Source organism: Streptomyces sp. SGAir0957, from assembly GCF_043523415.1.
The window spans coordinates 2,886,175-2,911,141 of record NZ_CP027293.1 but is presented as its reverse complement, the minus strand read 5'-3'; the positions used below and the strand labels follow the sequence as shown (position 1 = coordinate 2,911,141).

The 24,967-nt window shown below is 71.5% G+C and carries 13 protein-coding genes; 4 read left to right on the top strand and 9 right to left on the bottom strand.

Annotated features, from left to right (window positions below; translation table 11 throughout):
* Window positions 1-2: 2 nt before the first annotated feature.
* Window positions 3-317: a thioredoxin gene (gene trxA / locus C1N81_RS17875; protein ID WP_394430280.1), complete on the top strand. Its 315-nt coding sequence runs from the start codon at window positions 3-5 to the stop codon at window positions 315-317.
* Window positions 318-475: 158 nt separating this feature from the next.
* Complete coding sequence (locus tag C1N81_RS17870) at window positions 476-2,710, top strand: HelD family protein (protein ID WP_394438023.1); 2,235 nt, start codon at window positions 476-478, stop codon at window positions 2,708-2,710.
* A 64-nt stretch (window positions 2,711-2,774) separates the two neighbouring features.
* Here the strand turns inward: C1N81_RS17870 and glgB are convergent, their stop codons facing one another.
* The 4 genes from glgB to C1N81_RS17850 all read right to left on the bottom strand — a co-directional run bounded on the left by glgB (window position 2,775) and on the right by C1N81_RS17850 (window position 10,730).
* Complete coding sequence (glgB, locus tag C1N81_RS17865; RefSeq protein ID WP_394430278.1) at window positions 2,775-5,039, bottom strand: 1,4-alpha-glucan branching enzyme; 2,265 nt, start codon at window positions 5,037-5,039, stop codon at window positions 2,775-2,777.
* 89 nt (window positions 5,040-5,128) lie between these two features.
* Complete coding sequence (locus C1N81_RS17860; protein WP_394430276.1) at window positions 5,129-6,496, bottom strand: maltokinase N-terminal cap-like domain-containing protein; 1,368 nt, start codon at window positions 6,494-6,496, stop codon at window positions 5,129-5,131.
* A 222-nt stretch (window positions 6,497-6,718) separates the two neighbouring features.
* Complete coding sequence (gene treS, locus C1N81_RS17855; protein WP_394430274.1) at window positions 6,719-8,413, bottom strand: maltose alpha-D-glucosyltransferase; 1,695 nt, start codon at window positions 8,411-8,413, stop codon at window positions 6,719-6,721.
* Window positions 8,414-8,450: 37 nt separating this feature from the next.
* A complete protein-coding gene (locus tag C1N81_RS17850; protein WP_394430272.1) occupies window positions 8,451-10,730 on the bottom strand; it encodes an alpha-1,4-glucan--maltose-1-phosphate maltosyltransferase in 2,280 nt (759 codons plus the stop codon).
* A gap of 496 nt (window positions 10,731-11,226) precedes the next feature.
* Between C1N81_RS17850 and C1N81_RS17845 the strand changes: the two genes are divergently transcribed.
* A complete protein-coding gene (locus C1N81_RS17845) occupies window positions 11,227-11,808 on the top strand; it encodes a maltokinase N-terminal cap-like domain-containing protein (protein ID WP_394430270.1) in 582 nt (193 codons plus the stop codon).
* Window positions 11,809-11,951: 143 nt separating this feature from the next.
* Window positions 11,952-14,573, top strand: a complete 2,622-nt coding sequence (gene glgP / locus C1N81_RS17840) for an alpha-glucan family phosphorylase (protein ID WP_394430268.1) — start codon at window positions 11,952-11,954, stop codon at window positions 14,571-14,573.
* A gap of 84 nt (window positions 14,574-14,657) precedes the next feature.
* Here the strand turns inward: glgP and C1N81_RS17835 are convergent, their stop codons facing one another.
* From C1N81_RS17835 to C1N81_RS17815, 5 genes are all read right to left on the bottom strand, one after another.
* Window positions 14,658-16,223, bottom strand: coding sequence for a M4 family metallopeptidase (locus C1N81_RS17835; protein ID WP_394430266.1), 1,566 nt, complete (start codon window positions 16,221-16,223; stop codon window positions 14,658-14,660).
* A gap of 291 nt (window positions 16,224-16,514) precedes the next feature.
* The gene (locus tag C1N81_RS17830; RefSeq protein ID WP_394430265.1) at window positions 16,515-18,599 is read right to left on the bottom strand and encodes a M4 family metallopeptidase; all 2,085 of its coding nucleotides are present in this window, start codon (window positions 18,597-18,599) and stop codon (window positions 16,515-16,517) included.
* Window positions 18,600-19,046: 447 nt separating this feature from the next.
* A complete protein-coding gene (locus tag C1N81_RS17825) occupies window positions 19,047-20,978 on the bottom strand; it encodes an ABC transporter ATP-binding protein (RefSeq protein ID WP_394430263.1) in 1,932 nt (643 codons plus the stop codon).
* Window positions 20,975-22,816, bottom strand: coding sequence for an ABC transporter ATP-binding protein (locus tag C1N81_RS17820; protein ID WP_394430262.1), 1,842 nt, complete (start codon window positions 22,814-22,816; stop codon window positions 20,975-20,977). The genes C1N81_RS17825 and C1N81_RS17820 overlap by 4 nt, the downstream gene beginning before the upstream one ends.
* Before the next feature lie 129 nt (window positions 22,817-22,945).
* Window positions 22,946-24,709, bottom strand: a complete 1,764-nt coding sequence (locus C1N81_RS17815; protein WP_394430261.1) for an NlpC/P60 family protein — start codon at window positions 24,707-24,709, stop codon at window positions 22,946-22,948.
* Window positions 24,710-24,967 lie beyond the last annotated feature (258 nt).

Below are 24,967 nucleotides of genomic sequence, written 5' to 3'. Positions count from 1 at the left end.
TCATGCGGGACGTGACGGACGCGGACTTCGACGGGCAGGTGCTCAAGGCGGAGCTGCCCGTACTCGTGGAGTTCACGGCCGAGTGGTGCGGGCCGTGCAGGCAACTGGCCCCAGTGCTGCGGGCGATCGCGGAGGAGGAGAAGGAGCGCCTGGACATCGTGGCGATCGACGTGGACGCCAACCCGGAGACGGCGGCGAAGTACGGCGTGCTGTCGATGCCGACGCTGATGGTCTTCAAGGAGGGCGAACCGGTCTGGTCCCGGGTCGGAGCGAGGCCCAAGCGCCGCCTGCTCGAGGAATTGGTGGGCACCGTCTGAGAAACCAGGACCGAGGTTGGAATTACCCCCTGCCCGGGGTATATTCGGTGTTTCTGTGTGCCCACAGAAAAGGCCCCTCACCGGGGGCCAACTAAACACACCGTACCGGGCAGGGAGCAGTTTTGTCAAGCCGGGAATCCGCCGCATCGCAGAAAGAACTGCAAAAGGAACAGGAATTCATCGACCGGCTCTACGCGCGGGTCGACGCGCTGCGCGGCGCCGCCGCGGACTCGGTCACGGACGCCTTGACGCCCGTCGGCACAGGTCAGCAGGCCCGCTTGGAGCGCGACCTGCTGGTCGTGGAGCGCTCGGGACTGCTCGCCGCGTTGAATGCGGTCGACGGTTCGCTGTGTTTCGGCCGTATCGATCTCACGGACGGCGTGGCGCATCACATCGGGCGTATCGGAATCAGGGACGACGACACGGAACACACCCCGATTCTGATCGATTGGCGCGCACCGGTGGCCCGCCCGTTCTACTTGGCGACGGGCCACGTCCCGATGGGATTGCGCCGTCGCCGCCACCTCACCACGCACGGCCGCACGGTCACGGAACTGCACGACGAGATTCTCGATCTGGGCGACGACGAACGCACGGGCTTCGAGGACCCGAGCGGCGACGCCGTCCTCCTGGCCGCGCTGAACTCGGCGAGGACCGGCCGCATGGGCGACATCGTGCAGACGATCCAGGCGGAGCAGGACCGGATCATCCGGCACGACCACAGGGGCGTCCTGGTCGTGGAGGGCGGCCCGGGCACGGGCAAGACCGCGGTGGCGCTGCACAGGGCGGCGTTCCTGCTGTACGAGCACAGGGAACTGCTCGCCAAGCGGGCGGTGCTGATCGTGGGCCCGAACCCGGCGTTCCTCTCCTACATCAGCGAGGTGCTGCCGGCGCTGGGCGAGACCGGCGTACTCCTCGCGACGGTGGGCGAGCTGTACCCGGGGGTCCACGCGACGGCGAAGGACACCCCGGAGGCGGCTGCGGTCAAGGGTGCGGCGCACATGGCGGAGGCGCTCGCCATCGCCGTCCGGGACCGCCAGCAGCTCCCCGAGCCGGGCGCGCCGCTGATCATCCCGCACGACGACGGTGACCTGATCCTGGACTGGGAGATCGCGTACGAGGCGCGCCAGGCGGCCCGCGACGCACTCCTCCCGCACAACTTGGCGCGGCCGCACTTCGCCTTCCGCATCCTGGACGCCCTGACGGCCCAGCTCGCGGAGCGGATCGGCGCGGACCCGTACGGCGGCCCGAACTTCCTGGGCCCGGACGACCTGGCGCAGCTCGGCAAGGGCGTGGCGGCGAGCGCGGAGGTGCACGCGGCGATCGAGGACCTCTGGCCCACGCTGACGCCGGAGCAGTTCGTGGCGGAGTTCCTGGCGGAGCCGGTCCACCTCCCGGACGAGGACGCGGAGGCGATCCGCAGGAAGGCGACGGGCCCGGCGGACTGGACCCCGGCGGACGTACCGCTGCTCGACGAGGCGGCGGAGCTGCTCGGCCACGACGATTCGGCGGAGCGGGCCGCGGCGGAGGCGGCGCGGCAGGAGCGGATCGCGTACGCGCAGGGCGTGCTCGACCTGTCCCGGGGCTCGGAGACGTACGAGTTCGAGGACGAGGACGAGTCGGAGGTGCTCGCGGCGCACGACATCGTGGACGCGGACCGGGTCGCGGAGTGGTACGGGGAGGAGGACCACCGCAGCGCGGCCGAGCGGGCGGCGGCGGACCGGACGTGGGCGTTCGGCCACATCATCGTGGACGAGGCGCAGGAGCTGTCGCCGATGGCGTGGCGGCTGCTGATGCGGCGTTCGCCGACGCGGTCGATGACGCTGGTGGGGGACCCGGCGCAGACGGCCGAAGAGGCGGGCGTCGGCGCATGGGACAAGATCCTTGAGCCCTATGTGGAGGACCGCTTCGAGCACACGCGGCTCGGGGTCAACTACCGGACGCCGTCCGAGATCATGGACGTGGCGGCGGAGCTCCTGCGCGAGGCGCACCCGGAGTTCGTACCGCCGTCCTCGGTCCGGTCGACGGGCGTACGGCCTTGGCGCCGCATGGTGACCGGGGACATCGCCCGGGCGGTGGCGGAGATCGCGGCGGCGGAGACCCCCGACGAAGGGCGCTTGGCCGTGATCGCCCCGCGCCGGCTGCGCGAGGCGCTGGCCGCGCGGTTGCCCGGAATCTCGGCGGACGCTGATCCGGACCTGACCCGGCATCTCGTGCTGCTCGATCCGCGTCAGGCCAAGGGGTTGGAGTTCGACCGGGTCATCGTGGTCGAGCCGGCTGAGTTCGGGCTCAGCGACCTGTACGTGGCGCTGACCCGGGCGACGCAGACCCTCGGGGTCGTGCACGCCGGGGAGCTGCCTTCGGCGCTCCAGCGGCTCGCCGTGGCCGATTGAGGTCGTAGGCCGGGGAACCGCGCCACCGTGGCTGGTCGCGCAGTTCCCCGCTCCCCTGAGGGGGCTACGGCCTCAGCCACACCGTCGCCAGCGGCGGCAGCGTCAGCCTGATGCTCGCGGGGCGCCCGTGCGCGCCCACGTCATCGGGCTTGACCGGCTCAGGGTTCCCGACGCCTCCGCCCCCGTACCGCGCCCCATCGGTGTTCAGCACCTCATGCCAGGCGGGCACCTCCCCGGGCACCCCGAGCCGGTACTCGTGGCGCACGACGGGCGAGAAGTTGGAGACGGCCAGCAGCGGACTCCCGTCGGCGGCGTACCGCAGAAAGGCGAACACGTTGTCCTCGACCGCGTCCCCGGCGATCCACGCGAACCCGGCCGGATCGGTGTCGCGCTCCCACAGCGCGGGCGCCTCGCGGTAGGCGGCGTTGAGGTCGCGGGTCAGATCGCGTACCCCGCGATGGTCGGCCTCGGCGCCGTACGCCGGGTCGAGGAGCCACCAGTCGGGCCCGCTCGCCTCCGACCATTCGGCGCCCTGGGCGAACTCCTGGCCCATGAAGAGGAGCTGCTTGCCGGGGTGCGCCCACATGAACCCGAGGTAGGCCCGGTGCGTGGCGCGCTGCTGCCACCAGTCGCCGGGCATCTTGCTGACCAGCGACTTCTTCCCGTGCACGACTTCGTCGTGGGAGATGGGGAGGACGTAGTTCTCGCTGTAGGCGTACACCATCGAGAACGTCATCTCGTGGTGGTGGTACTTGCGGTGCACGGGTTCATGGGCGAGGTAGTCGAGCGAGTCGTGCATCCACCCCATGTTCCACTTCAGGCCGAATCCGAGCCCGCCGAAGCCGCCGGGGCCGATGTGATGGGTCGCGCGGGTCACCCCGTCCCAGGCGGTGGACTCCTCGGCGACGGTGACGACGCCGGGCACGCGCCGGTACAGGGTGGCGTTCATCTCCTGGAGGAAGGAGACGGCGTCGAGGTTCTCCCGACCGCCGTGCTGATTCGGGGTCCACTGCCCGTCTTCCCGCGAGTAGTCCAGGTACAGCATGGAGGCGACGGCGTCGACGCGGAGCCCGTCGATGTGGAACTCCTCGCACCAGTACAGCGCGTTCGCCACCAGGAAGTTGCGGACCTCCTTGCGGCCGTAGTCGAACTCAAGGGTGCCCCAGTCGGGGTGCGCGGCCCGCAGCGGGTCCTCGTGCTCGTACAGCGGACGCCCGTCGAACTCGGCGAGCGCCCAGTCGTCGCGCGGGAAGTGGGCGGGCACCCAGTCCATGAGGACGCCGATACCGGCCTGGTGGAGGGCGTCGACGAGGAACTTGAAGTCGTCGGGGGTGCCGAGCCGGGCGGTGGGGGCGTAGAACCCGGTGACCTGGTAGCCCCAGGAGCCGCCGAAGGGGTGCTCGGCGACGGGCATCAGCTCGACGTGCGTGAACCCCAGATCGGCCACATACCCGGGCAACTGCTCGGCCAGCTGCCGGTAGGTGAGACCGGGCCGCCACGACGGCAGATGGATCTCGTACACCGAGAACGGCGCCTCGTGCGCGGGCCGGTCGCCGCGCGACCGCAGCCATTCGTCGTCGTGCCAGACATGGTGCGAGGCGTGCACGACGGACGAGTTGGCCGGGGGTGTCTCGGTCCGGGTGGCGAGCGGGTCGGCGCGCTGGGTCTTGCTGCCGTCGGGCCGGGTGATCTCGTACTTGTACAGCTCGCCCTCGCCGATGTCGGGGACGAACAGTTCCCAGATCCCGGTGGAGCCGAGCGAGCGCATGCTGTGGGCGGCGCCGTCCCAGAAGTTGAAGCCGCCGACGACGCGGACGCCGCGCGCGTTCGGCGCCCAGACCGTGAAGCGCGTGCCCTGGATCCCCTGGTGCTCCATGGGGCGGGCGCCGAGCGCGGTCCACAGCTGCTCGTGGCGGCCCTCGCCGATGAGGTGCAGGTCGAGTTCGCCGACGGAGGGCAGCAGGGAGTAGGCGTCCGCGATGCGCTGCACGGTCTCGCCGTACGTGATCTCCAGGGTGTACGGGGACGAGGCCGGGGACGCGGGCGCGGACCAGGCGGCCTCGGCCGGGAGCAGCGCGGAGAAGAAGCCGTCGCCGTCGTCGTGCAGGTCGGTGCGCAGGCCCTCCGGGGTGGTGACGGTGACCTTCTCGGCGTAGGGGCGCCACGCGCGGAACGCGACGCCGGTGCCGACGGGGTGGGCGCCCAGGACCGAGTGCGGATCGTGGTGGGTGGCCGAGAGCAGGCGCTCGCGGTCACTTTCCGGTACAGAACTGCTCACCGTCGCCGGTGCCGGTACCGGGGGCGGGTTTTCGGTCGGGCGGCGGGTCACGGGCGGGGCCTCCTTGGTAGCCGTGGTGCCGTGCGGGGTGCCGTGGTGCGGTAGCCGTGGTGCCGTGCTGCGGACAGTGGCGACGCCGTTCAGGCCGGTTCCGCGAGGCGTGCCAGCGCCGCCAGCGGCACGGGCAGCCAGTCCGGGCGGTGCCGTGCCTCGTACAGGGCCTCGTACACCGCCTTGTCCGTCTCGTACGCCCGCAGCAGGACGGGGTCGGTGCGCGGGTCGCGGCCGGCGGCGGACGCGTAGCCCGCGCAGTACGCGGCGCGGCACGCGTCGGACCACGCGGGGTTCCAGGGGCGGTGCGAGCGGGCGGCGTAGTCGAAGGAGCGGAGCATGCCGGCGATGTCGCGGTGCGGCGGGTGCGGCATACGGCGTTCGGCGAGGGGCCGGGACGGTTCGCCCTCGAAGTCGATGAGGCGCCAGAAGCCGGAGGGGTCGCGCAGGCACTGGCCGAGGTGGAGGTCGCCGTGGACGCGCTGGGCCTGCCAGGTGCAGCCCTCGGTGGCGAGGTCGGCGAGCGCCTCGAACGCGGTGCGCAGGCCCGGCACGTAGGGCAGGAGCGCGGGGACCTGCCGGGCCGTGGCCTCCAGGCGGCCGGTCATGGCCGCGGCGAGCTGTTCCAGGTGGGCCCGGGTGTAGGTGACGGTGGGCAGGGCGCGGGCGAGGGCGGTGTGCACCTCGGCGGTGGCGCGGCCCAGCTCGCGCGCCTCGGCGGTGAAGTCCTGCTGTTCGACGAGGTGTTTGAGGGCGAGGTCGAAGCCGTCGGCGGCGCCCTTGAGGTAGGGCTGGAGCACCCCGAGGGTGGTCTCGCCGTCGGCGCTCTCGTACCAGGCGACGGGGGCGGGGACGCGGTCGCAGCCCTCGCGGGCCAGGGCGAGGGGGAGTTCGAGGTCGGGGTTGGTGCCGGGCAGGACGCGGCGGAAGACCTTGGCGATGAGCGCGTCGCCGTACACGACCGAGGAGTTGGACTGTTCGGCGGCGAGCGGGCGGGGGGTCAGGTCGTCGGGTATTCGGCCGTCAGGCTCGCGGTGGAAGCGGAGTCCGCCGAGGGTGCCGGGCAGGCGGAGCCGTTCGAGGAGGACGGAGGTCTGACGCGGGTCGAGCAGGGCCTCGTACGCGGTCCGGCCGGCGAGCGGGCCGCGGGTGAGGTGGCCGATGACCGCCGGCGCGAGGTGGGGCGGCAGGGCCTCCTCGGTGCCGATGAGGAGCTGGTAGCAGTCGCCGGGGCCGCCGTCCGCCGGGGGCTGGTGGGCGCGCAGGAGCAGGTGCAGCAGGGCGCCGTCGGGCCGCAGCCGGGTGACGGAGTCGAGGGTCAGCTCGGTGACCGGGCGCCCTTTTCCGGCGAACCACCGCTGGCGCGGCAGCCATTCCCGTAACAGGGGTTCCAGGGAAGTGAGCAGCTCGGAGTGGTCCAGTGGTGAGGTGGCGGGCCGGGCTGCGGTTTCCGACATGGCGTCGCGTCCTTCCCCCGGGGGTGCGTCGGGTGGTGCGAGCGGGCCCGGGTGCCGAGGTGCTGTTCAGACGAGCGGTCCAGAAAGCGGTGCGGGAGCTGCCCAGAGATGGGGACGTGCCGGGTATGCGTCTAGGAGTGCCCCGGGCGCGGGGGAGAAAACCGGAGGATGCGGCTCTCCCGCCCCGGGCCGCGGGGCGTGCGGTGCGCGGTCCGCGCCGTTTCAGTCCTTGCGCAACCGGTACCAGTAGAAGCCGTGCCCCGCCAGGGTCAGCAGGTAGGGCAGTTCTCCGATGGCCGGGAAGCGGACGCCGCCGATCAGCTCGACCGGGTGCCGGCCGGCGAAGGTCTGCAGGTCCAGTTCGGTGGGCTGGGCGAAGCGCGAGAAGTTGTGCACGCACAGCACCAGATCGTCCTTGTACTCGCGCAGGAACGCGAGCACGGCCGGGTTGGAGGACGGCAGTTCGGTGTAGGAGCCGAGGCCGAACGCCGGGTTCTGCTTACGGATCTCGATCATGCGGCGGGTCCAGTGGAGCAGCGAGGACGGCGACGACATCGACGCCTCCACGTTGGTGACCTGGTAGCCGTAGACCGGGTCCATGATCGTCGGCAGCGACAGGCGGCCCGGGTCGCAGGAGGAGAAGCCGGCGTTGCGGTCCGGCGTCCACTGCATCGGGGTGCGCACCGCGTCGCGGTCACCGAGCCAGATGTTGTCGCCCATGCCGATCTCGTCGCCGTAGTACAGGATCGGCGAGCCGGGCAGGGAGAGCAGCAGCGCGGTGAAGAGTTCGATCTGGTTGCGGTCGTTGTCGAGGAGTGGGGCGAGCCGGCGCCGGATCCCGATGTTGGCGCGCATCCGCGGATCCTTGGCGTACTCCGCGTACATGTAGTCGCGTTCCTCGTCGGTGACCATTTCCAGGGTCAGCTCGTCGTGGTTGCGCAGGAAGATGCCCCACTGGCAGCCCGACGGGATGGCCGGGGTCTTGGCGAGGATCTCGGAGACCGGATAGCGGGATTCGCGGCGGACCGCCATGAAGATGCGCGGCATCACCGGGAAGTGGAACGCCATATGGCATTCGTCGCCGCCGGAGGGGAAATCGCCGAAGTAGTCGACGACGTCCTCCGGCCACTGATTGGCCTCGGCGAGGATGACGACATCCGGGTACTGGGCGTCGATCTCCCGGCGGACGCGCTTGAGGAACTCGTGCGTCGCCGGAAGGTTCTCGCAGTTGGTGCCCTCCTCCGCATAGAGGTAGGGGACGGCGTCGAGGCGGAATCCGTCGATGCCCAGATCGAGCCAGAACCGCAGGGCCGCGAGGATCTCCTCCTGGACGGCCGGATTCTCGTAGTTGAGGTCCGGCTGATGGGAGAAGAAGCGGTGCCAGAAGTACTGCTTGCGCACCGGGTCGAAGGTCCAGTTGGACGCTTCCGTGTCGACGAAGATGATGCGCGCGTCCTGGTACTGCTTGTCGTCGTCGGCCCAGACGTAATAGTCGCCGTAGGGGCCGTCGGGGTCGGTGCGCGACTGCTGGAACCACTCGTGCTGGTCGCTGGTGTGGTTCATGACGAAGTCGATGATGACGCGCATGCCCCGCTGGTGTGCGGCGTCCACGAACTCCACGAAGTCCGCGAGGTCTCCGAATTCGGGGAGCACCGACGTGTAGTCCGACACGTCGTAACCGCCGTCGCGCAACGGGGACTTGAAGAACGGCGGAAGCCAGAGGCAGTCGACGCCCAGCCACTGGAGATAGTCCAGTTTGGCCGTGATGCCCTTGAGGTCACCGACACCGTCGCCGTTGCTGTCCTGGAAGGAGCGGACGAGCACTTCGTAGAAGACGGCGCGTTTGAACCAGTCTGGGTCCCGGTCCTTGGCAGGGGTGTCCTCGAAGGTGTCCGGAACGGGCTCATTCATGATCATGGGGTGGGTGACCCTCCGAATCCCTTTGGCGAAGAATTCATCGCGGCGTGGACGGTCGCAGGACGGTGAAGACGTGCGCGGGCGTGCTCCCCGGTTCCAGGCGCACGTAATTCGACCTGCCCCAGGCGTGGGTGGTGCCGGTGAGCTCGTCGTGCACGGTCATCGCGTCGTGCCAGCCGAGCCCCAGCTGCGGCATGTCCAATGAAACGGTCGCCTCCTGGGTGTGGTGCGGATCGAGGTTCACGACCACCAGAACCGTGTTCGAGCCGCTGCGTTTGGAGTACACGAGCACCGCGTCCTTGTCGGCGTGGTGGAAGTGCACATTGCGCAGTCCGCGCAGGGCCGGACTGCGGCGCCGGATGTCGTTCAGCGCGGTGATCAGCGGGGCGATGGTGCGCCCCTCGCGCCGGGCCGACTCCCAGTCCCGCGGCCGCAGTTCGTACTTCTCGGAGTGCAGATACTCCTCGCTACCGGAGCGTAGCGGAGTGTTTTCGCAGAGTTCGTATCCGCTGTAGACGCCCCACGACGGGGAAAGGGTCGCGGCGAGTACGGCCCGGAGTTCGAAGGCGGGGCGGCCGCCGTGCTGCAGGAACTCGTGCAGGATGTCCGGGGTGTTGACGAAGAAGTTGGGCCGCATCGCGGCGGCTGATTCGCCGGCCAACTCCTGTACGTATTCGGTGATCTCCGTCTTCGTATTGCGCCAGGTGAAGTACGTGTACGACTGCTGGAAGCCGATCTCGCCGAGCGTCCGCATCATCGCCGGGCGGGTGAACGCCTCGGCCAGGAAGATCGCGTCGGGGTCGGTGCGGCCGATCGCCCCGATCACGTGTTCCCAGAAGACGACCGGTTTCGTGTGCGGATTGTCCACCCGGAAAATACGCACCCCGTGCGCCATCCAGTGGCGGAGTATCCGCACCGTCTCCGCGACGATCCCCGGCATGTCGTGGTCGAAGGCGATCGGGTAGATGTCCTGGTACTTCTTCGGCGGGTTCTCCGCGTACGCGATCGTGCCGTCGGGGCGGTGGTGGAACCACTCCGGGTGCTTCTCCACCCAGGGGTGGTCCGGTGAGCACTGGAGGGCGAAGTCGAGCGCGATCTCCAGGCCCTCGGCCCGGGCGGCGGCGACGAAGCGGTCGAAATCCTCGAAGGTGCCTAGGTCGGGGTGGATCGCGTCGTGCCCGCCCTCGGCCGAACCGATCGCCCAGGGCACGCCGACATCGTGCGGGCCCGGGGAGAGGCTGTTGTCCGGCCCCTTGCGGAACGTCGTGCCGATGGGGTGGATCGGCGGCAGGTAGACGACGTCGAAGCCCATCGCCGCGATGGCGGGCAGGCGGCGCGCCGCGGTGGCGAAGGTGCCGCCGACCGGCGGTTTGCCCGGCTCGACGACCGCGCCCTCCGAGCGCGGGAAGAACTCGTACCAGGACCCGTACAGGGCGCGTTCGCGCTCGACCAGGAGCGGCAACGGGTCGCTGGAGGTGACCAGTTCCCGCAGCGGGTGGGCGGAGAGGACCGCGTCGACGTCGGGGGTGAGGGCGGCGGCGAGCCGGGTGGCGGCCGGTTCCTCGGTGTCGCGGAGCGCGGCGGCCGCCTGCAGAACCGTTTCTCGCTGCGTTCCCGCGAGGTCCTCCGCGGCGCGCTCGTACAGCGCCGCGCCCTCCTCCAGGACGAGTTCGGTGTCGATCCCGGCGGGGATCTTGATCCTTGCCGCGTGCCGCCAGGTCGAAACCGGGTCGCCCCACGCCTCCACCGCGAACGTCCACGCGCCCTCCGCGTCCGGCGTGACCTCCGCGCCCCAGCGGTCGGTGCCGGGCGCCAGTTCGCGCATCGGCGTCCAGGGGCCGGGCGCGCCGTCGGGGCCGCGCAGCACCACGTTCGCCGCGACCGCGTCGTGGCCCTCGCGGAAGACGGTGGCCGTGACCTGGAACGTCTCCCCGACGACCGCCTTCGCCGGACGGCGGCCGCGGTCGATGACCGGGCGGACGTCACGAACGGGGATCCGGCCGATGGTGACCTGGACGGGCGGCGCAGCGGGCGCCTTGCGTGGGGCCGGAGCCTTGCGCTGAGCCGGTGCCTTGCGCGCGGCAGGTGCTTTGCGCGGAGCCGGGGCCTTGCGCGGCGCCGCGGTCTTGGGCGCCGCGCTTTTGGCCGCCGTGGTTTTCGCCGCCGCGGTCTTCGGCGCCGGGGGCTTCTTGGCGGCGGTGGCGTCGGTGGCCCCCTTGCTGCGGGTGCGCTGCGCCGGCGGCACGCTCGCGGGGGCCGGATCCTTGCCGGGTGGCGTCTTGTCTGAGGACGTCGGGGTGGGTCGCTGTGCGGGCATGACCGCTCCTGTCCGCGGGATCGGGGGTTGCGGAGACGACGTTCGGGGGCAGTGGGCCGTGCGAGGCGTGGCGCGTCGGTGCCGCTGCGGTGCCGCGCCGCTGTCGCGACGGTGCATAAATGCGTGCCGGGTGGAGCCTTCCACACTCTTCGGGCGAACAATCCGGTGCTTTGTTAACTACTCGCGCGTAAGGGAGAAGCTGTCGTCCGTCCCGCCTCCGGAGCCGGGACCGGATCATGAAATCCCCTTCCCATGGCGGGTAGTTGACCGGCGCGAGGCATCGACGTGCGGACCGATCGATACGAGTACCCCGCCCGGGGAAACTTGCACGCGCGTCTTCACGGTCGCCGGTGCCGGATGGCAGCCTTGCGCGCGGTGCCAAGTGCCACAAGTTGTACGAGGGGGCAGAACCGGCCATATCGTTCGCCGCGGCCGAGTGCGCCCAAATGGGGGCCGGGAACGGCGCGTTGTCGGTGGGCCGTGCGAGCCTGGACGCATGTCGACCATTCACCACACCACGGTCAAGCCGACCAAGCTCGAACTCCTCACCGGGTGGCTGCCGGAGCAGCCCTGGTACGAGGGGCAGGGCAGCCCCGAACTGGCCCGCTCCGGCGGGTTCCGGCTCGACGACCCCGCAGGGGAGGTCGGCATGGAGTTCATGGTCGTCACCGACGTGTCCGGGGAGCGGCCGGTCGCCTACCACGTGCCGATGACCTACCGGGGCGCCCCGCTGCCCGACGCGTCCGACGCCGCGCTCATCGGCACCGTGGAGCACGGTGTGCTCGGGCGGAGATGGGTGTACGACGGCGCGTACGACCCCCTGCTCCGCACCCAGCTGGTGGCCCTCCTGAAGGGCCGGGTCCCGGCGCACGCCCAGAGCGTCGACGGCGCGCTCGACCCGACGGTGCACGCCCGGCTCGACCCCGGCGCGCCGGCGGCGCCGGAGATCGTGCGGGTGCTCCGGCCCGGTCCGGCCGCGCCCGGCGCGGTGGGCGAGGTCAGCGCGGAGTGGCGGCGCCCGGACGAGAGCACGGTGCGCGGGGCGTTCGTCGTGGTGCGCGCGGCACAAGGCGCGTAAGTGGGGCGGGTGGCCCGTGCGCCGTGGCCCGGGGAGCCGTCGCCGACTACCGTCGGGGATGACGTCCGGGACGCAGGAGGAGGTGCGTCCCGGCCGACCCACCGACCGTCCGACGCCCCCGCTGCCCGCGCGAAAGGGGAACCGTGAAGGCCATCCGTCGTTTCACCGTCCGTCCGGTCCTGCCCGCACCACTCGCCCCCCTGCATGAGCTGGCCCGCAATCTGCGCTGGTCCTGGCATGCCGGAACCCGTGACCTGTTCGCCTCCGTCGACCCGGGGCACTGGGCCGGTTCCGGGGGTGACCCGGTGCGGCTGCTCGGCGGCGTGGCACCGGCCCGGCTCGCCGAGCTCGCCGCCGACGACCGCTTCCTCGCCTCCCTCGGCGAGGCCGCCGAGGATCTGCGCGGCTACCTCCAGGGCGACCGCTGGTACCAGACCCAGGCGCAGGCCGGCACCCTCCCCGCCGCCGTCGCCTACTTCTCGCCCGAGTTCGGCATCACCGCCGCCCTGCCCCAGTACTCCGGCGGCCTCGGCATCCTCGCCGGCGACCACCTCAAGGCCGCCAGCGATCTCGGGGTGCCGCTGATCGGCGTAGGGCTGCTCTACCGGCACGGCTATTTCCGGCAGTCCCTGTCCCGGGACGGCTGGCAGCAGGAGACCTACCCCGTCACCGACCCGAACGAGCTGCCGCTCTCCTTACTGTGCGAACCGGACGGCAGCCCCACCCACATCGCCCTCGCCCTGCCCGGCGGGCGCCGGCTGCTCGCGCGCGTGTGGCAGGCGCAGGTCGGCCGGGTGCCGCTGCTCCTCCTCGACTCCGACGTGGAGGAGAACGACGCGCACGAACGCGACGTGACCGACCGGCTCTACGGGGGCGGCAGCGAGCACCGGCTGCTCCAGGAGATGCTGCTCGGCATCGGCGGCGTCCGGGCGGTGCGCGCCTACTGCCGGCTCACCGGGCATCCCGCGCCCGAGGTGTTCCACACCAACGAGGGGCACGCCGGGTTCCTCGGCGTCGAGCGCATCGCCGAACTGAGCGCGGACGGGCTCGACTTCGACGCCGCGATCGAGGCGGTCCGCGCCGGCGCCGTCTTCACCACGCACACGCCCGTCCCCGCCGGGATCGACCGCTTCGACCGCGAACTGGTCGCCCGGCACTTCGGCGCCGCCGCCGAACTCCCCGCGCTCGACGTGAACCGGATCCTCGGCCTCGGCATGGAGACGTACCCGGGCGGCGACCCGAACGTCTTCAACATGGCGGTGATGGGGCTCAGGCTCGCCCAGCGCGCCAACGGCGTCTCCACCCTGCACGGCTCGGTCAGCCGGTCCATGTTCGCGGGCCTGTGGCCGGGGTTCGACCCCGAGGAGGTGCCCATCGCCTCCGTGACGAACGGGGTGCACGCGCCGACCTGGGTGGCGCCCGAGGTCTACCGGCTCGGCGCCCGCCAGATCGGCGAGCGGCGCACCGAGGACGCCCTGTCGGTCGGCGGCTCGGACCGCTGGGACGCGGTCGGCGACATCCCCGACCGGGACATCTGGGAGCTGCGGCGCGACCTGCGCGGCCAGCTCGTCGACGAGGTGCGCACACGCCTCGCCGCGTCCTGGCGCCAGCGCGGCGCGTCCGGCGCGGAGCTGGGCTGGATCGACTCGGTCCTCGACCCGGACGTCCTCACCATCGGCTTCGCCCGCCGCGTCCCCTCGTACAAGCGGCTCACCCTCATGCTGCGCGACCCCGACCGGCTGATGCGGCTGCTGCTCGACGAGGAGCGGCCCGTGCAGATCGTCGTCGCGGGCAAGGCGCACCCCGCCGACGACAGCGGCAAACGCCTCGTCCAGGAGCTGGTGCGGTTCACCGACGACCCGCGCGTGCGCCACCGCATCGTGTTCCTGCCCGACTACGGCATGGCGATGGCGCAGAAGCTCTACCCGGGCTGCGACATCTGGCTCAACAACCCGCTGCGGCCCCTTGAGGCGTGCGGCACGTCCGGCATGAAGGCGGCGCTCAACGGCTGCCTCAACCTCTCGGTCCTGGACGGCTGGTGGGACGAATGGTTCGAGCCGGACTTCGGCTGGGCGATCCCCACCGCCGACGGCACGGCCACCGACGAGCACCGCCGCGACGACCTGGAGGCCGCCGCGCTCTACGACCTCCTGGAGCGGCGGGTCGCGCCCCGCTTCTACGAGCGCGGGCCCGAGGGCCTGCCGGACCGCTGGATCGAGATGGTCCGCCAGACCCTCACCCACCTCGGCCCGAAGGTCCTGGCGGGCCGGATGGTCCGCGAGTACGTCGAGAAGCTGTACGTGCCCGCCGCCCGCGCCGACCGTGCGCTCACCCCGGACGCGGCCCGGGAGCTGGCGGCCTGGAAGGCGCGGGTCCGCGCGGCCTGGCCCCGGGTCGCCGTCGACCACGTCGAGGCGGAGACGGCCACGGCGGCGGAGCTGGGCGCGACCCTCTCCCTGCACGTCCGGGTCGCCCTCGGCGAGCTCGACCCCGACGACGTCGAGGTGCAGGCGGTGGCGGGCCGCGTCGACGCCGAGGACCGCATCGCCGACGCGCTCACGGTCCCGCTCAAACCGGTCGCGGGCCCCGACGAGGAGGGCCGCTGGTCCTTCGAGGGCCCGCTCTCCCTGGACCGCACGGGCCCCTACGGCTACACGGTCCGCATCCTCCCGGCCCACCGCCTGCTGGCGTCGGCGGCGGAGGCGGGCCTGGTGGCGGTGCCGTCGGAGGCGGTGGGTGAGGGGGCGGGCGTCCTCATGCGCTGAGCCCGGGGCGATTCGTACGAGTCACCCACGGCAAAGGGCGCCCGGAGGGATCCGGGCGCCCTTTGTGTCAGGTGGTGCGGGTGGTCACTTGACGTTCACGGCCGTCCAGGCCGCTGCGACGGCCTTGTACTCCGCCGAGGTGGAGCCGTACAGGGCCGAGGCCGCGCTCAGGGTCGCGGTGCGGGCCTTCGCGTAGTTGGTGCTCGACGTGAAGTACGTCGTCAGCGCCTTGAACCAGATCTTCTCGGCCTTGGAGCGGCCGATGCCGGTGACGGTGGAGCCGTCGGAGGTGGGGGAGTCGTAGGAGACGCCGTTGATGGTCTTCTTCCCGCTGCCCTCGCTGAGCAGGTAGAAGAAGTGGTTGGCGATGCCCGAGGAGTAGTGGACGTCCACGTTGCCCGCGCCGCTCTTCCAGGCGTCGAGCGAGGCGCCGTCCTTGCTGGGCTTGTCCATGTAGCGCAGCGGGGTGCCGTCGCCGTTGATGTTGATCTTCTCGCCGATGAGGTAGTCGCCCGGGTCGGAGGCGTTGTTCGCGTAGAACTCGACGGCGGTGCCGAAGATGTCGGAGGTCGCCTCGTTCAGGCCGCCGGACTCACCGCTGTAGACGAGGCCCGCGGTGGCCGAGGTGACACCGTGGCTCATCTCGTGCGCGGCCACGTCGAGCGAGGTGAGCGGGTTCTTGTTGCCCGTGCCGTCGCCGTAGGTCATGCAGAAGCAGCTGTCGTCCCAGAACGCGTTGACGTAGGCGTTGCCGTAGTGGACGCGGGAGTAGGCGCCCTTGCCGTCGCCCTTGATGCCGTTGCGGCCCTGCACGTTCTTGTAGTAGTCCCAGGTGACCTGGGCGCCGTAGGCGGCGTCGACCCCGGCGGTCGCGGCGTCGTTGGTGGTGCCGTCGCCCCACGTGTCGTCGGCGTCGGTGAACAGCGTGCCCTTGCCGGACGAGCCGTTCTTGAGGTTGTACGTGGAGTGGCCGCCGCGCGTCGCGTCCGTGAGGGAGTAGGACGAGCCGGACTTGGTGGTGCCGATCGTGACGGTGCCGCTGTAGCGCGACTTGCCGGTGCCGGTCTGGATCGTGTCGAACTCGAAGATCTTCTTGCCGGTGGCCGCGTCGGTGATGACGTGCAGCTTGCTGGGCGTGCCGTCCTCGTCGGTGCTGGTGACGACCTTCTCGTAGGCGAGTCTCGGCGTGCCGCTCGCCGCCCAGACGACCTTGCGGGCGCCGGCCGGGGCGGCCTTGAGGGTGGCGCCGGCGGTGGCCACGTCGAGGGACTTGGCGGTGGCGCGGGTGACGCCCTCGCCGGCGCCGGAGGCCGACGTGTGGACGACCAGGTCGCCGCCGAGGACGGGCAGGCCGTCGTAGGTCCGCTCGTAGCGGGTGTGGGTGGTGCCGTCGCGGTCCTTGACCACGTCGCGGACGACGAGCTTCTCCTTCGAGCCGAGCTTCAGCTCCTTCGCCGTCTCGGCGGTCCTCGCGCTCGCGTCCTGCACGAGGTCGGCGCGGGCCGACGCGCTCAGGGCCAGCGGGGTGGCCGAGGGGATCGCCGGCTGGGCGGTCGCGCTGGTGGCGGTGAAGGTTCCGGCGACCAGGGCGCCGGCGGCGACGGCCGTGGCGAGGGAGAGAGCGGTGCGACGGGATATGGGGGAGGTCACGAAGAAAGCTCCTTGCATGAAGTGGGGGAGCGAGCTTTGCCGTGCGAGTGGTGCATGTGGTGCTGGAGGTGCGGGGAAACTCTGGCAGTTGAGAGCTGTACATGTCATGTACGTGATCGCAGGTTGGCCGGAATTCGTTCGTTGAGCGAAAACTGACGCACGTATTGCGAACGGAATGTGAACGGAAACGCCTGCGAGAAACAATGCGGAAACGTGAACGGGCGCGCCGTCCCCGGGAGTTGAATCACCGGGGGCGGCGCGCCCAGACCGTGCGGGGTCGTCCCGACCCGCTTACGGGAAGGTCAGCTTGAACTGGTTGATGTAGCCGGTGTCCGCGGCGCCGAGGTCCTTGACCTGAAGCTTCCAGGTGCCGTTGGCGGTCTCGGTGGAGGCGTTGACCGTGTACGTGGTCTGGATGTTCGGGGTCGGGTCGTACACGGAGGAGTGCAGCCGGTACGCCTTCCCGCTCGGGCCGATCAGGTCGACCTGGAGGTCACCGCTCCACGTGTGCACGATGTCGACGCCGACCTTCAGCGTGGACGGCGCGTTGCCGCTGATGCCGGAGACCGTGAGCGACGAACTGACCGCCGAACCCGGGTAGTCCGGGATGTTGTAGTCGGCGTCGTTGGTGAACACCTTGCCGGTGCCCGGGTCGCCGCCGCCGGAGCGGGCGCCGACGTTGATCGCCGCGAACGCGTCCTGGACCGCCTTGTACTCGGTGGACGTCGTCCCGTACAGCTCACCGGCGGCCGCGAGGGCACCGGTGCGGGCGCCCGCGTAGTTGGTGGTCGAGGTGAACTTCGTGGTCAGCGCCTTGAACCAGATCAGCGCCGCCTTGTCGCGGCCGATGCCGGTGACGGGCAGGCCGTCGGAGGTCGGGGAGTCGTAGCTCGTCCCGTTGACGACCTTCGCGCCGCTGCCCTCGCTGAGCAGGTAGAAGAAGTGGTTGGCCGGGCCCGACGAGTAGTGCACGTCGACGCTGCCGATACCGGAGTACCAGGCGTCCTTGGACGCGCCGTCCTTGCTGGGCTTGTCCATGTAGCGCAGCGGGGTGCCGTTGCCGTTGATGTTGATCTTCTCGCCGACGAGGTAGTCGCCCGGGTCGGAGGCGTTGCCCGCGTAGAACTCCACGGCCGCGGCGAAGATGTCGGAGGTCGCCTCGTTCAGACCGCCGGACTCACCGCTGTAGTTGAGGCCGGCGGTGTTGGAGGTGACGCCGTGCGTCATCTCGTGCGCGGCCACGTCTATGGAGGTCAGCGGCTTGCTGTTGCCGCTGCCGTCGCCGTAGGTCATGCAGAAGCAGCTGTCGTCCCAGAACGCGTTCACGTAGTTGTTGCCGTAGTGGACCCGGCTGTACGCGCCGACGCCGTTGCCCTTGATGCCGGAGCGGCCGTGCACGTTCTTGTAGTAGTCCCAGGTCAGCGCGGCGCCGTAGTGCGCGTCGGCGGCGGCCGTCTCGGTGTTGCTCGCGGCGCCGTTGCCCCACACGTCGTCCGAGCCGGAGTACAGCGTGCCGGTCCCCGAGGTGCCGCGGTTCAGGTTGTACGTCTTGTGGCCGCCGCGCGCGGCGTCGTTCAGCGTGTACGTCGACCCCGACTGCGAGGTGCCGAGGGTGACGGTGCCGCTGTACTGGGTGTTGCCGGTGCCCGTCTCGATGGCCTGCCACTCGTGCAGCTTCTTGCCGGTCGCCGCGTCGGTGATGACGTGCAGCTGGTTCGGCGTGCCGTCCTCCTGGAGGCCGCCGACCACCGTCTCGTACGCCAGCGTCGGCTGACCCTTGACGGCGCCCTCGCCCAGCCAGACGACCTTGCGCGGCGCGTGGTCGGCCTCGGTCTTCTTCGAACCGTCGGCCTTGGCGAGGGTCAGCGCCTGCGCCTCGGCCGCGGCCGGCTTCACGTCGGCCGTCGTGTCCACGCCCTTGAGCTGGGCCTTCGACGCCTTCGTGACCTCCTGCGCGGCGCCGGACTTCGTCTTCTCGACGATCAGGTCACCGCCGAGGACGGGCAGCCCGGCGTACGTGCGCTCGTAGCGGGTGTGGGTCGTTCCGTCCTGGTCCTGCAGCACGTCCCGGACGACGAGCTTCTCCTGGGCGCCCAGACCGAGCTTCTTCGCGGTGTCGGCCTTCGCCTTCGTGGTGTTCGCCGCGCGCAGCAGCTCCGCGCGCTTGGCGGGGGAGAGCTTCACGGGCAGGGCGCCCGGGTCGGCGCCGCGCGTGGCGTTCGCCGTGATGGCCGACGCGGCCTGCGCCGTGTCCGCCCCGGCGCCCGCGACGGCCGGGCCCGACTGGAACGCGACGGCCAGCAGGGCGGTGACGGCGCCGACAGCCGCGGCTGCCGTGGCCCGGCGTCTGTGGGAGGTGGAGAAGGTGCTTCTCAACGCTGACTCCTTCTGCGCGGCCGCATGTGGGTGTGCGGCCAGTGGGGACCGGGCGGCGTTTGGCCGGCCGGGCAGAACGCAGTACAGGCAGTGCGGGACTTGCGCGTGGAGCGGGGCTAGCGGACTAGCGGGACTAGCGGGGCTAGTGGGACTAGCGGTTAACCCGGCCTGGCCGCGATCTTGCTGTGGGGCAGCTGTGCGGTGGCCGAGGGGAAGAGTGGCAGGAGAACGCGCGTGCTGTCAGGAGCGCGTCAACAGGTTGGCCGGAATTAGTTCGGTGCGCGGAGGGGCGTGTTCGATATGCGGGGCGGTTGGGGCTTTGCGGGGCTTGGTTTTGGGGGGCGTTCGGGGGTGTGCGGGGTATGTGTGGGGGGTGGCCGGGTTGTGTGGGGGCGTGGCTGGAAAGCGTCGGGCTGTGGTCGCCAGATTCTCAGGCTGGAGCCGCCATCAGCTCACCAGGCTCTCCCGCCACGCCCTGTGCAGGTCCGCGAAGCGGCCCGTGCCCGCGATCAGTTCTGCCGGGGGGCCGTCCTCCACCACCTCTCCGCGCTCCATCACCAGGACCCGGTCCGCGATCTCCACCGTGGAGAGGCGGTGGGCGATGACGACGGCTGTGCGGCCGCGCAGGACCGTGTGCATCGCGCGTTGCACCGCCTGTTCGCCCGGGACGTCGAGGGAGCTCGTCGCCTCGTCCAGGATGAGGACGGCCGGGTCCGCGAGGAGCGCCCGGGCGAACGCGACCAGTTGGCGCTGGCCCGCGGAGATCCGCCCGCCGCGCTTGCGCACATCCGTGTCGTAGCCGTCGGGGAGCGCCGTGATGAAGTCATGGGCGCCGATCGCCTTCGCGGCCTGTTCGATCTCGGCGCGGGTGGCTTCGGGGCGGCCGATCGCGATGTTCTCGGCGACCGTGCCGGAGAACAGGAACGCCTCCTGGGTCACCATGACGACCCCGCGCCGCAGTGCGGCGTGGGACAGGTCGCGCAGGTCGACGCCGTCGAGGAGGACCTGCCCGTGCGAGGGGTCGTAGAACCGGGCGAGCAGCTTGGCGAGCGTGGACTTGCCCGCGCCGGTGGAGCCGACCACGGCCACGGTCTGTCCTGCGGGCAGCACCAGGTCGAAGCGGGGGAGCACCTCGCCGCCCGTGCGGTAGCCGAACGAGACGTCGTCGAAGCGCACTTCGCGGCCGGGGCGGCCCTCGCGCGGGGCGGGCAGCGGGCGCGGTGACGCGGGCTCGGGCACGGACGGGGTCTGTTCGAGCAGGCCCGCGATCTTCTTGAGGGACGCGGCCGCCGATTCGTAGGAGTTGAGGAACATCGCCAGGCGGTCGATGGGGTCGTAGAGGCGGCGGATGTAGAGCACCGCCGCCGCCAGGACGCCGAGCGCGAGGGTGCCGCCCGCGACCCGGTAGGCACCCCACAGGACCATGCCCGCGACCGCCGTGTTGGCGAGGAGGCGGGAGCCGACGACGTAGCGCGCCATTTCGAGCAGGGCCGTGCCGTTGGAGCGTTCGTGGCGGTGGTTGAGGACTGCGAAGTGGGCGTCATTGGCCTGTTCGCGACGGAATGCGCGGACCGGGCGGATGCCGTTCAGGGTCTCGACGAACTTGACGATGACCGCCGCGACCGCCGACGACCGCTCCCCGTACGCGCGCGCGGCCCGCCGCCGGTAGCTGCGGATCAGCACGGACAGCGGGATGAAGGAGAGCGCCGCGACCGCGCCGATGCCGAGGTCGAGCCAGAGCAGCGTCACCGTGATGTAGAGCGAGGCGAGGACGACGTTGACCAGCTCTTGCAGCCCCTCGGAGAGCAGTTCGCGCAGCGACTCGACATCGGTCGTCGCGCGGGAGATGACGCGGCCGGAGGTGTAGCGGTCGTGGAAGTCGACGCTGAGCGCCTGCGCGTGGCGGAAGATGCGGTCGCGCAGGTCGAGCAGCACGTTCTGACTGACGCGCGCCGAGAACTGGATGTACGCGTACTGGAACGCGGCCGAGCAGCACGCGGTCAGCAGGAAGCCCGCGCCGACCGCGATCAGCGGGCCGTAGTCGTGGTCCCGGAAGGCGGGCACCGCGCGGTCGATGGCGTACGCGACGATCAGCGGCCCGGACTGCACGGCGGCCTGCTGGAGCAGCAGCGCGAGGACGGTGAGCCAGACCGTGCGGCGGTGGGGCGCGAGCAGGGAGCGGAGCAGGCGGCCGGTCGCGCCCTTCGACGTGGGCAGATCGTCCTGGTCGAAGGGGTCCGCGGGGGAGGGCGCCGGGACGGCCTCGGCCTCGCCGCCCTCGGTCGGCTCGGTCGGCTCGGTCGGCTCGGTCGGCTCGGTCGGCTTGGCCGGCTCGGCCGGTTCCTCGGCGGCCGTCTCCGTGTTCGTGCTGGTCGTCATCGGTGCGCCGTCTCTTCCCTGTCGCCCGCGGGCTCGCCCGTCATCAGATGCCGGTACTCCGCGCTGTCCCGCAGCAGTTCGTGGTGGGTGCCGACCGCGGTGACGCGGCCGTCGGAGAGCAGGGCGACCCGGTCGGCGAGCAGCACCGTGGAGGGGCGGTGCGCGACGACGAGGGCCGTGCTGTCCGCGAGGACCCGGCGCAGGGCCGCCTCGACGGCGGCCTCGGTGTGCACGTCGAGCGCGGACAGCGGGTCGTCGAGGATCAGGAAGCGGGGCGCGCCGACGACCGAGCGGGCGAGCGCGAGGCGCTGCCGCTGGCCGCCGGACAGGCTCAGGCCCTCCTCGCCGACCTCGGTGTCCACGCCGTCCGGCAGGCGTCGCACGAAGTCGGCCTGGGCGACGCCGAGCGCCCTGTCCACCTGGTCCTCCGTGGCGTCGACGGCTCCCATCAGCACGTTCTCCCTGACCGTCGCGGAGAACAGGGTCGGCTCCTCGAACGCCATCGACACCAGCGTGCGCAGCTCCTCGCGCGGGATCGCGGTGATGTCCCGCCCATCGAGCGTGATGCGCCCGGCCGTGACGTCGTACAGGCGCGGCACCAGCGCGGTCAGCGTCGTCTTGCCGCTGCCGGTCGCGCCGACCAGGGCCATGGTCTCGCCGGACCGGACGTGCAGGTCGATGTGGTGGAGTGTCGGCTCGGCGTCCTCGGCGGCGTCCGGGTAGCGGAAGGCGACGCCCTCGAAACGCAGCCCGTCCCCGCCCTGTCCGCCGTCGGCGGCGCGGACGCGCGGGTCCTCCTCGGGCTCGTCCATGACCTCGAAGTAGCGCCGGGTCGCGGTCGCCGCCTCCTGGCTCATGGCGAGCAGGAAGCCGATGGACTCGATGGGCCAGCGCAGGGCGAGCGCCGTCGACAGGAACGCGACGAGCGTGCCCGCGGACAGGTCGCCGTCCGCGACCTGCACCGTGCCGATGACGAGGGCCGCGCCGAGCGCCGCCTCCGGCAGAAGGGTGATCACCGCGAGGATGCCCGCGAGGAGGCGCGCCTTGACCAGCTCGGTGCCGCGCAGGGTGCGCGAGAGGTCCTTGAAGGCGCGGGCCTGGCTGCGGTGGCGGCCGAACCCCTTGATGACGCGGATGCCGAGCACCGACTCCTCGACGACCGTCGTCAGATCACCGACCTGGTCCTGGGCGCGGCGCGACGCCTCCGCGTAGCCGTGCTCGAACCGGTAGCAGACCGCGATCAGCGGTACGGCGGGGGCGAGCAGGACGAGGCCGAGGCCCCAGTCCTGCGCCACGAGCAGCGCGAGTCCCGCGGCGATCGTCACCCCGTTCACGATCAAGAACGTCAGCGGGAAGGCGAGGAACATCCGCACGACCATGAGGTCCGTCGTGCCGCGTGACAGCAACTGGCCTGATGCCCACCGGTCGTGGAAGGAGACGGGAAGGCGCTGGAGGTGCCGGTACAGGTCGGCGCGCATCGCCGCCTCGACGCTCGCGAGCGGCCGGGCCACCAGCCAGCGCCGCAGCCCGAACAGCAGCGCCTCGGCGACGCCGAGGGCGAGCAGCACCCCGGCGCCGAGCCACACGCCGCCCGGATCGCGGTCGGTGACCGGACCGTCGACGATCCACTTCAGCACCAGCGGGAACACGAGCCCCAGACAGGACGCCACCACCGCGATGACCGCCGCGCTCGCCCAGCGCGCCCGCACCGGACGTACGTAGGGCCACAGGCGCAGCAGCGAGCGCGCCGCCGACTGCCGCGCGGGCGCCGTGAGTTGGCCGCCCTCGTCGGTCCGGTGCGGGTCCTGATCCGTGGTAGCTGCATCCGTAGTCGCCATCAGGGGTGAGACTACGGTTCGGCACTGACAACGCCCACTGAGTTTCGGCCGGGCCACCGGTCCTCGGAGGGCGGGCCGCAGGTCGTCAGAGGCCGGGCCGCAGGTCGTCAGAGGCGGGGCCGCCGGTCGTCAGAGGCGGTGCACGGTGTGCAGCTTTCGCGCGTAGACACCCGTGCCGTCGAGCAGCGACGCACCGCCCAGGTCGGCCATCGTCGGGCCGTTGCCCGTCTTGCGGCTGGACAGGAACCGTCGCTTGCCCGCCGCGTCCTCGCCCAGATACACGCCGACGTGGTCGACCGTGGCCGTCACCGTGTCGTCGCCGGAGTCGGCGTTGAACAGGACCAGGTCGCCGGGTTGCAGCAGCGCCGCGGCCGGCGGGTTGGTGCCGTCGGTGCGGTCGATCCGCACGCCGGGGGCGTACTCCGCCATGTCCCGTGACTTGCGGGGCAGCCGGGTGCCGGAGGTGTCCGCGCCCGCCGCCATGGGGACGCCCAGGTGATGGCCGTAGACCATGCGCGTGTAGCCGGAGCAGTCGAGGTTGCCGGTCTGCTTGCTGGAGGGGCCTGTGTACGCGCCGTCGGGGAACGTCCAGCCGATGCCCATGTACTCGTGGAAGTCGGCGCCCTCGTAGCGGTAGCCCCGCGGGTCCAGGTAGCCGTACCCGGCCTCGCCCAGGACCCGCCGGCCCGCCGCGGGACCCGATCCGGCGGTGACCGCGGGCGCGCCTCCCAGGAACATGGCCGCGTACGCGAGGACGTCCGGGTCCGTGGAGCCCGCCCAGGCGCGGACGGTCCGCTCAAGCTCCGCCGACCAGGTGCCGTCGAACGGCTTGTCCAGGACGCGTACCCAGGTGCCGTGGGTGACGCTCGGCGGGGTCTGCCAGGCGGCGGCGTCCACCTGGAAACGGCTGACGGACAGGGTCACCGGCAGGTTGGTGCAGCCGTCGTTGGCCAGCGCCCGCAGACCCACCCGGCCCGCGCCGAACGTGGCGTCGGTGACGTCGACCGACCACGCCGAGGGTTCGGCGGCCGAGGAGCGCCACGCCTTGACGCGTATCCGGGTGCCCTCCCGGCGCACCCGGATCGTCCAGTCGGTCCCGGCCGGGACGGCGGTGGCCAGGGAGAGCGCGGTGGTCAGCTGGGTGACGGCGTCCGCGACCTCCTTCTCCACGCGCAGCTCCACCGCGCCGGAGGTCAGGAAGGAGAGGCGGGCCCGGTAGTTGTTGTGCGTGTCCTGGTAGCCGAAGGACAGCGCGTACGAACAGGCCTGTCCCGTGGGCACCTTGTCGAACCGGGCGACCGCGCGCACGTCCACGTCGCTCACGGCGTCGTCGCGCAGGGTGGCGTGTCGGCTCGCGTAGTCGGTGCTGAGCCGCAGCAGCCCCGCACCGGGGACCACGGCGTAGTCGTCGGCGGCGGGACCGAGCGTCGACCAGGAGCCGCCGCCGGGCGAAGTGCCCCAGTACGCGCGGTCGTCCTCCGGCAGGGACAGGTCGGGCAGGGTGCGCTGGAAGGTGTCGGTGAAGGGCTTCTTGTCCTCGGTGAACGTGCGCTCGGGGCCGGTGAGGACCACGGTCCGCGCGCCGCGGGTCAGGAGCGCGACCCGCTTGCCGCCCGAGGTGACCTCGGTGCGCGCCGGGGTCCCGGCGAGGACGGTGGCGGTGAGCGGATCGCTCAGCGTCAGCCGGGAGAAGTACGAGGCGTCCAGGGCGGGCAGCGACACCGACGAGCGGGGCCCGGCGAGGCTCCCCGTGGCGGCGGCGAGGGGCTCGGCGGTCGCCGCCCCGGCCCCCGTCGCCGCGCGGGCGGTGGCCCCGCCGAGTCCGGCGAACGGGACGGTGGCCGCCGAGATGCCGAACGCGGTGAGCAGGCCACGTCGTGACGTGTAGGACATGAAGGATCAGCCGATCTTGGCCGGCTGGAGCCGGACCGGGTCGAAGGAGCGGCCGAAGCCGGATCGGTCCGTACGGGACGCGAGGCGGCCGGCCCGGAGACAGGGCGGCCTCGCGCCGCACCCCCGCATGCGACGACGACCTTCACGGAATCTTCATGACCTTAGCGGTCGCGCCGCCGCCCCCGGCCGCCGCCCGTGGTCGTACCTCCCATCAACCGATCGGCTGATGCGCCTTCGAGCGCGATGGCCGATGCGGCG

Excerpts from the sequence above, each read along its gene's own strand:
- trxA (WP_394430280.1), top strand. The coding sequence starts at position 3 with ATGCGGGACGTGACGGACGCGGACTTCGACGGGCAGGTGCTCAAGGCG.
- C1N81_RS17860 (WP_394430276.1), bottom strand. The coding sequence starts at position 6,496 with ATGTCGGAAACCGCAGCCCGGCCCGCCACCTCACCACTGGACCACTCC.
- treS (WP_394430274.1), bottom strand. The coding sequence starts at position 8,413 with ATGATCATGAATGAGCCCGTTCCGGACACCTTCGAGGACACCCCTGCC.
- C1N81_RS17850 (WP_394430272.1), bottom strand. The coding sequence starts at position 10,730 with ATGCCCGCACAGCGACCCACCCCGACGTCCTCAGACAAGACGCCACCC.
- C1N81_RS17845 (WP_394430270.1), top strand. The coding sequence starts at position 11,227 with ATGTCGACCATTCACCACACCACGGTCAAGCCGACCAAGCTCGAACTC.
- C1N81_RS17825 (WP_394430263.1), bottom strand. The coding sequence starts at position 20,978 with ATGACGACCAGCACGAACACGGAGACGGCCGCCGAGGAACCGGCCGAG.
- C1N81_RS17820 (WP_394430262.1), bottom strand. The coding sequence starts at position 22,816 with ATGGCGACTACGGATGCAGCTACCACGGATCAGGACCCGCACCGGACC.
- C1N81_RS17815 (WP_394430261.1), bottom strand. The coding sequence starts at position 24,709 with ATGTCCTACACGTCACGACGTGGCCTGCTCACCGCGTTCGGCATCTCG.